Origin of the sequence: Actinomyces sp. MRS3W, from assembly GCF_032465695.1 — a bacterium.
Classification (GTDB): domain Bacteria; phylum Actinomycetota; class Actinomycetes; order Actinomycetales; family Actinomycetaceae; genus Actinomyces.
Map to the genome: position 1 here is coordinate 1 of NZ_JAWDJJ010000085.1, position 8132 is coordinate 8132.

5 protein-coding genes are annotated in these 8132 nt (G+C 66.2%); 2 read left to right on the forward strand and 3 right to left on the reverse strand.

What is annotated here, in order from left to right; genetic code table 11:
• Nucleotides 1-14 precede the first annotated feature (14 nt).
• Together RWX45_RS02405 and RWX45_RS02410 are read left to right on the forward strand one after the other, a co-directional pair.
• Nucleotides 15-1049 carry a hypothetical protein gene (locus tag RWX45_RS02405; RefSeq protein WP_316022192.1) on the forward strand — a complete coding sequence of 345 codons (1035 nt, stop codon included), beginning with the start codon at nucleotides 15-17 and terminating at the stop codon, nucleotides 1047-1049.
• A 110-nt stretch (nucleotides 1050-1159) separates the two neighbouring features.
• On the forward strand, nucleotides 1160-2068 hold the full coding sequence (locus RWX45_RS02410; RefSeq protein WP_316022193.1) for a tetratricopeptide repeat protein: 909 nt from the start codon (nucleotides 1160-1162) through the stop codon (nucleotides 2066-2068).
• Nucleotides 2069-2172: 104 nt separating this feature from the next.
• Here RWX45_RS02410 and RWX45_RS02415 read toward each other — a convergent pair whose 3' ends face one another.
• From RWX45_RS02415 to glgB, 3 genes are all read right to left on the reverse strand, one after another.
• Nucleotides 2173-4533 carry a glycogen/starch/alpha-glucan phosphorylase gene (locus RWX45_RS02415; RefSeq protein ID WP_316022194.1) on the reverse strand — a complete coding sequence of 787 codons (2361 nt, stop codon included), beginning with the start codon at nucleotides 4531-4533 and terminating at the stop codon, nucleotides 2173-2175.
• A gap of 455 nt (nucleotides 4534-4988) precedes the next feature.
• The gene (locus RWX45_RS02420) at nucleotides 4989-5756 is read right to left on the reverse strand and encodes a class I SAM-dependent methyltransferase (protein WP_316022195.1); all 768 of its coding nucleotides are present in this window, start codon (nucleotides 5754-5756) and stop codon (nucleotides 4989-4991) included.
• Nucleotides 5757-5992: 236 nt separating this feature from the next.
• The coding region (glgB, locus tag RWX45_RS02425) for a 1,4-alpha-glucan branching protein GlgB (protein ID WP_316022196.1) at nucleotides 5993-8132 on the reverse strand (2140 nt) is incomplete at its 5' end.

The following is an 8132-nucleotide window of genomic DNA, read 5'->3' on the forward strand; positions in this document are numbered from 1 at the left end:
CAGGAGCACCACGCATGATGTCCAGCCGCCGAGCCTTCGTCACCGGAGCCACCGCGAGCGCCGTCGCCGCCGTGCTCGCCGCCTGCTCCCAGGACGTGCCCGCCGCTCCGGCGGCAACCGGTACCCCGACCCCCCAGCCGGTGCTGGATTCCGACCGCCTCACGACTGTGCTGCAACGCATCCAGACCGGTCTGGAGGCGGCAGATGCGGAGAAGAACACCGACGCGCTAGCCGGCTACCTCACCGGTCCGGCCGCGCGGATCCGCGGCGAGGAGTACGCCGTCGCCAAGGCGACGTCGGATGACACCTTCGTTCACAACTTCACTACCGACAGCCAGGCGGGGACCGTCGCGCTGGCCACGGACTTCCCGCGTACGGTGCTCACCATCACCGACTTCGCCGAGGACGAGCAGGGCTACCTGCTGGCCCTGACCCAGGACTCCGCGCGCGACAACTTCCAGCTGTGGGGCTGGACCCAGCTCTTCGCCGGCGTGGAGATCCCCGCCACCTATGCCCCGGCCATCGGCACCGAGCAGATCGAGGCCGACGACGCCACCGAGCTCAAGGCCAGCCCGCAGGAGGTCCTCGACGCCTACGTCGATGCGCTCAATAACCCCGATGGCGACAATGGCAAGGCCTTTGGCGACGACGTCCTACGCCAGCGCATCGCGTCCGAACGCGCCGTTGACCTCGCCGAGATCGGTGAGGTGACGGTGAGCGCCAAGGCCGGTTCGGATGGCTTTAAGAGCCTGCGCACCGCCGACGGCGGCGTCATCACCATGACCACCCTGAGCTTCGCGACGGTCTACAAGAAAACCGTCGCCGGTTCGACGCTGTCCCTGGCCGACAGCACCGTCGGCGCACTGCTCGGCGAAGACCAGGAGGTCGTGGGTACCGTCACCGCGAACTACGACGTCATGGTCGCCTTCCTCATTCCGGCCGCCGACGCCGACGCCAACGCGACCGCCTTGGGCATGGACCTCGTGCTCGCCTCGGTCTCCCGCGACGACTCCCAGGCCCCGGCAGAGGAGGACGAGGCGGAGGGCTGACGCCGGGGGCGAACGTGGCCCAAGGAGTATCCGCGGCGGGACTACGCTCCCTGGCGTAACACAACACGTCGCCACAACAGATTGCGGGCCCAGCCCGGGAAAGGCGCACCATGAGCATGTTCGGTGCCGTTGACCTGTCCTCCTTTGCTCCCAAGTCGGGGGCAACCCCTGCCGACGCGCCTGCAGGCGGGGCGCAGGGTACGGCGTCCGGCGCCCTCGTCGTCGACATGGATGCCTCGACGCTGCGGCAGGTGGCGGAGGGATCGGCGCAGGTTCCTGTCGTGGTGGTGCTGCACACGCCGCGCTCCCAGGTCTCCACCGATCTGGCGGCGCTGCTGGAGCGCCTGGCGGGCGAGTACGCCGGGCGGTTCCAGCTTGCCCGCGTCAACGTCGACACCGCACCCGAGGTGGCCCAGGCACTTCAGGCGACGGCGGTGCCCACGGTTGTCGCCCTGCTGGCTGGGCAACCCGTGCCCATGTTTCAGGGGAGTGCTCCCGAGGAGCAGCTGCGCGCCCTGCTCGACCAGCTGCTGGAGGTGGCCGAGCGCAACGGCATCACCGGCCGCATCGCCGTTGAGGCGCCTGCGGAGCCGAATGAGCCCGAGGAGACGCCGGTGGAGCGGGAGGCTCGCGAAGCCATCGAGCGTGGGGATTGGGCCGGCGCTGAGGCGGTCTACGACCACGCCATCGCCCAGGCGCCTGCCGACGATTCGTTGCAGGCGGCCCGCAACCAGATCCGTCTGCTCGCCCGCATGGATGGCCAGGACCCCGCCGCCCTGCTGGCCGCCGCAGACGCCCCGGGTGCGGACCTGGAGGCCCAGCTCGCCGGGGCAGACGCGGCCCTGACCCTCGGTGACATCAACGCCTGCCTGGGACGGGCACTGGAGGTCGTGCGCAGTCACACCGGCGACGACCGTGAGCGCGCCCGGGTGCGGCTGCTGGAGCTGTTCGATGTCATTGGCGCTGCCACTCCCGAGGTGGCTCGCGCCCGGCGCCAGCTCGCCACCCTTTTGTACTGACCTGTTGCGCTGACTCGGTGCTGAACCACCGTCACTGCACTAGCTCAAAGGCTCCCGCCCCTGCGTTCCAGGGGCGGGAGCCTTTGAGCTAGGCCGCGTTGCGATCAGGCGACCGGCTGAGGCTCGATGCCCCACACCTTGGCGTAGTCGCTGATGGTGCGGTCGGAGGAGAAACGGCCGGAGCGGGTGATGTTGACCCACGCCTTGCGCTGCCAGGCGCGCTGGTCGGCGTAGTCGGCGGCCATGGCGTCCTTCGTGGCCCGGTAGGCGGCGAAGTCGCCGAGCACGTAGTAGACGTCGGCGTCGCCGCCCTCCAGCAGGCTACGGCGCAGATCCGCGAACCAGCCGGAGCCGTTGTCATCCAGAGTGCCGTCGGTGAAGGCGTCCAGCACCCGCTTGAGGCCCGGGACGGTCTCGTAGACGGACTTGGGGTCGTAGGTCTGGCGCAGGGCGGGCAGCTCGTCTTCGGTGGCACCGAAGATGTAGGCGTTCTCGTCACCAACGGCGTCGAGGATCTCCACGTTCGCGCCGTCGAGAGTGCCCAGGGTGAGGGCGCCGTTCATCATGAACTTCATGTTGGACGTGCCCGAGGCCTCCTTACCGGCCATGGAGATCTGCTCGGAAACGTCGGCCGCCGGGATGATGTGCTCGGCGGGGGAGACGTTGTAGTTGTGGACGAAGACCACCTTGATGGTCTGGGAGACCACCGGGTCGTTGTTGACCAGCTCCGCGATCGCGTTGATGAGCTTGATGATGCCCTTGGCCCGGATGTAGCCGGGGGCCGCCTTGGCGCCGAAGATGAACACGCGCGGCGGCACCTCCAGCGAGGGGTTCTCCTTCATGCGGAAGTACAGGTCGAGGATGTAGATCGCGTTGAGCAGCTGGCGCTTGTACTCGTGCAGGCGCTTGATCTGCACGTCGAAGATCGCGTCGGGGTCGATCTCAATACCCTCGCGCTCGGCAACCCAGGCGGCAAAGTCCACCTTGTTGGCGTGCTTGATCTCGGCCAGGCGGTCCAGCAGTGCGTCGTCGTCGGCGGCGTCGGTGTACTCGGCCAGCAGTGACAGGTCCTTGACCCAGGCGTCGGAGCCGGCCACTTCATCCAGCAGTGCGGACAGGCGCGGGTTGCACTGGCGCAGCCAGCGGCGCGGGGTAACCCCATTGGTCTTGTTGTTGAAGCGCTCGGGCCAGATGTCGTGCCACTCCTTGAGGGTGTCACGCTTGATGATCTCGGTGTGCAGTGCCGCCACGCCGTTGATGGAGTAGGAGGCGTAGCAGGCGATCCAGGCCATGCGCACCTTGTCTCCGGCCAGGGGCGCCATGTAGTCGATGCGCATCTGGTCGATACCGCGCTCGGCCATGTCCTGACGGAAGCGGCGATCGATCTCGCGGACGATCTCGGCGATGCGCGGGAACAGCCGGTCGAAGATGGACATCTCCCAGGTCTCCAGGGCCTCGGCCAGCACCGTGTGGTTGGTGTAGGCGAAGGTCTTGGTCACGACCTGCCAGGCCTGGTCCCAGCCCAGGTGGTGCTCGTCCATGAGCAGACGCATGAGCTCGGGGATGGCCAGCACCGGGTGGGTGTCGTTGAGCTGGACGGAGTTGTAGTCGGCGAAGCCGCTCAGGTCCTCGCCGTGGTGGGCGACGTAGTTGTCGACGATCTCCTGCAGGGAGGCCGAGCAGAAGAAGTACTGCTGGCGCACCCGCAACACCTTGCCCTCGTAGGTGGTGTCGTTGGGGTAGAGCACGCGGGAGATGTCTCCCGTGCGCTCACGCTCGACGATGGCGTCGGTGAAGCGCTGGGAGTTGAAGGCGTCGTAGTCGAACTCCTCCATGGGCTCGGCGCGCCACAACCGCAGGGTGACCACGTTCTTGGTGCCGTAGCCGGTAATCGGCATGTCGTAGGGGACGGCGCGCACAGTCAGGTCGTTGTAGCGGACGATGCGCTGGGCCTCCTCGCGGCGGATGACGAAGGGGTAGCCCTCCTCCATCCACGGGTCGGGGTGCTCGGTCTGGAAGCCGTCTTCGAACAGCTGCTTGAACAGCCCGTAGCGGTAGAGGATGCCGTAGCCGGCCACCGGCAATTCCAGGGTGGCGCAGGAGTCGAGGAAGCAGGCGGCCAGGCGTCCCAGACCACCGTTGCCGAGCGCGGCATCGGGCTCCTGCTCAAGGATGTCGGTGAGGTTCTGCCCGAAGGCGTTCACCGCCTGGCTGGCCTCCTCGACCAGCCCGAGGTTGGTGAGGTTGTTGAGCAGGGCACGCCCCTCGAGGAACTCGGCGGAGAAGTAGTGTTCCATCCTGCCGGCGCGGTACTTCTGCTCGGTGGCGTACCAGTCGTCCGCGATGGCGTCGACGACGGCGGCGGACAGTCCCTGCCACACCTCCATCTGGGTGGAGGCACCGGCGGAGCGACCCGAGGCGGACCGGACCTGCGACGGAACGGTCTGGGCCAGGTTCTGCGTCATTCTTCTTCCCTTGTCAGACTACGGAGGCTGCCGCTGCAAGAAACTGCAACGGCCGAAAAAGTGTACATCGTGTAGGTTCGCTACTTAGGGCGGGGACCGCACGCATGCATGCATCTGGACGATACCTGTCCTGCCAAGCCTCCGGGTAGGTTTGTGGCTCACAGCGGTGTGGCCCTTGACGTCACATCGAGGTGAGCGCCGCGACTCTGCACGGATTCTGCACGGATACGGTGCTGCAGACTGTGGCGCGTAGTGCGGTGTGGGGCACGTCACGGTGAACGTTGCGCGGCCGTTGCCGCTATGTATCTCCATAATCTGGACGGGCAATGCCAATGCGCCTCTGGGTCGCCAAACGACCGGAGCGATACAGCCATCCCGGTCCGCGGTGGCCGGTCCAGGGGAGAAGACCGGGAATGGCGCAGCCGTAGTCGGCTCCGTCGGGTGGTTGGGGCTGCTTATTGCGTCTTCCTTGCTACGACGTAGAATCTATGGATGTTACCTTCAATAACGCCGGTATTGTCGATCAGTGATTGTGCTTGGTGCAGCTTTTCAAGGCAGCTTTCCACTGAAAAACCTGGAAACTCCCAGTCGATAATCCTCGCAAACCAGACGAGGGCTCCCACGTCGTAGAACCGTATTGGCCGGTGCGCTTCGCCGCTTTCCAAGACTTCAAACCCATGGTCAATAAGCTCTGATATTCTTGCCTCGAGGTATTGCTTGGGGTAGGGGACTTCCATGATGTGGGGAAGAAGAAGTTGAACCAGCTCTCGGTCGTTCTCTGCGCCTACTTGCTGCGTCAGAAATAATCCGCCCGGTCTTAGCGTGCGCTGCAGCTCTGCGGGGTCGTATTCGCCGTGGCGGTTTGTGATAATGTCGAAACTACTGTCGGGGAACGGGAGCTCATCCTCTCCGCAACCCTCCTTGAAGTTAATCCCCAGTGGTGGCAGGACTTCTTTGCACAGTTTCACATTGGGGGGATAGCCCTCGATCGCCGCTGTGTGTTCGTTGGGGTGATGAAGGGAGAGCAGGAACTCTCCGCCCCCGGTGTCCATGTCCATTAGTTCCATGCTGTCTGCTCGGTATTTCTGGACTATCTCTCGAAAGTCCCATGGCAGGTCATCTTCTTCTGTGTACCTGCCGTGGATATGAGAAAAGTCCCATCCGCGAATATGGGCGAGGCGCTCCTCCTCTTCCCAGGCTTTCTTGAGTTGGTCTGCGCTCATCGTGCACTACTCCTTTCGCAGGGGCGTTGCGGCCGGTTGCGTTGTTGCTGTCATCATGCGCCCCGGTGGTAGCCGCGAGAGACGCAGTGATTCTGGTATTCGCATCTTTGCTGAGCGTTGCTTCCGTATGAATGCGATAGTTGTTCACGGACGCCGGAGGGGCTGGTGAAACACCCGGGTGTTTCACCAGCCCCTCCTTCCGCCTTCAGGCCCTCCGCTCGGGAACGGCCCGCGACTCAGTCCCGGCTCGGGCGCAGGAAGATGGCGCCCATCGGGGGGACCCGCAGCCGCACCGAGGCGGGGCGGCCGTTCCAGGGCAGTTCCTCGGCTTCGACGTGGCCGAGGTTGCCCACGCCGGAGCCGCCGTACTCGGGGGCATCGGTGTTGATGACCTCGTCCCAGCCGCCCGCGAAGGGCAGGCCCACACGGTAGCCCTCGTGCGGGGTGCCGGCGAAGTTGACGATGACCGCCACCAGATCCGAGCGCCCGTCGGGGCCGGTGCCCTTGCGCAGGTAGGACAGGACGTTGTGGTCGCCGTCGCCGGCCTCGATCCACTCGAAGCCGCGGTGGGAGAAGTCATCCGACCACAGGGCGGGGGAGTCCTTGTAGAAGGTGTTGAGGTCGGTGACCAGGCGGAGCAGGCCGGTGTGGCCCGGGTCGTCCAGGATCCACCAGTCCAGGGAATTGTCCGAGTTCCACTCGGCGCCTTGCCCGAACTCCTGGCCCATGAACAGCAGCTGCTTGCCGGGGTGGGACCACTGGTAGGCGTACAGGGCGCGCAGGCCCGCGAGCTCCTGCCAGGCGTCGCCGGGCATCTTCGACAGTAGCGAACCCTTGCCGTGCACGACCTCGTCGTGGCTGAGCGGCAGGATGAACTGCTCGGAGAAGGCGTACACGAGGGAGAAGGTGAGCTCCCCGTGGTGGTAGCGGCGGTTGATGGGCTCCTCGGCCAGGTAGCGCAGGGTGTCGTTCATCCACCCCATGTTCCACTTGAGACCGAAGCCCAGGCCGCCGTACTCGGTGGGCGCGGTGACGCCCGGCCAGGCGGTGGATTCCTCGGCGATCATGACCGTGCCGGGATTCTTCCGGTAGGCGGTGGCGGTGGCCTCCTGCAGGAAGCTGATCGCCTCCAGGTTCTCCCGGCCGCCGAACTGGTTGGGGTGCCACTGGCCCTCCTCGCGGGAGTAGTCCAGGTAGAGCATGGAGGCGACCGCGTCCACGCGCAGCCCGTCGATGTGGAACTCCTCCAGCCAGTACAGGGCGTTGGCCACGAGGAAGTTGCGCACCTCGTTGCGGCCGAAGTTGAACACATAGGTGCCCCAGTCGGGGTGCTCGCCGCGCTGCGGGTCGGGGTCCTCGTACAGGGGGGTGCCGTCGAAGCGGGCCAGCGCCCACTCATCCTTGGGGAAGTGCGCGGGCACCCAGTCCATGATGACGCCGATGCCGGCCTGGTGCAGTTGGTCCACCAGGTAGCGGAAGTCGTCGGGGGTGCCGAAGCGGGCGGTGGGGGCGTAGTAACCGGAGACCTGGTAACCCCAGGAGCCGCCGAAGGGGTGCTCAGCCACCGGCAGGAACTCCACATGGGTGAAGCCGGCGTCCTTGACATAGGGGACCAGCTCGTCGGCCAGGCCGCGGTAGCCCAGGCCCTGACGCCACGAACCGATGTGGACCTCGTAGACGCTCATCGGCCCGGAGTGCGGGTCGGTGACGGCGCGGTGGGCCATCCACTCGGCGTCATCCCACTCGTGGAAGCGGTCGGTGACCACGGAGGCGGTGGCGGGCGGCACCTCGGTGGCCCGAGCCATGGGGTCGGCCTTCTGGTGCCAAGAACCGTCCTGGAAGCACAGCTCGAACTTGTAGCGGGCACCCACCCCGACGCCGGGGATGAACAGCTCCCACACGCCGGAGGCACCCAGCGAGCGCATGGCCGAGGCGGTGCCGTCCCAGTAGTTGAAGTCGCCCACCACGCGCACCGCCCGGGCGTTGGGCGCCCACACCGCGAAGGCGACACCCTCGACGTCCCCCATGGGGCCGGAGTAGTGCTTAAGGTGCGCGCCCAGGACCTCCCACAGTTCCTCATGCCGACCCTCGGAGATGAGGTAGGTGTCCATCTCACCCAGGGTGGGCAGGAACCGGTAGGGGTCGTCGACGGTGATGGTCTCCTCCCCGTAGGTCACTTCGATCCGGTAATCCGGAATCGCGTCCCCGGGGACGACGGCGACCCAAATGCCGTCCTGCTCGTGCCGGGCGGGGAAGGAACCGTCGGGCGTGACGACGACGACGGCGTCGGCCAGGTGGCGCACCGTGCGGATCGTGACGCCGCCGTCTCCCACATGGGCGCCGAGCACCTCATGCGGGTTGTGGTAGCGCGCGTAG

Bases quoted from the DNA above. Each gene is read 5' to 3' on its own strand.
- RWX45_RS02410 (WP_316022193.1), top strand. From the start codon at position 1,160: ATGAGCATGTTCGGTGCCGTTGACCTGTCCTCCTTTGCTCCCAAGTCG.
- RWX45_RS02415 (WP_316022194.1), bottom strand. From the start codon at position 4,533: ATGACGCAGAACCTGGCCCAGACCGTTCCGTCGCAGGTCCGGTCCGCC.
- RWX45_RS02405 (WP_316022192.1), top strand. From the start codon at position 15: ATGATGTCCAGCCGCCGAGCCTTCGTCACCGGAGCCACCGCGAGCGCC.
- RWX45_RS02420 (WP_316022195.1), bottom strand. From the start codon at position 5,756: ATGAGCGCAGACCAACTCAAGAAAGCCTGGGAAGAGGAGGAGCGCCTC.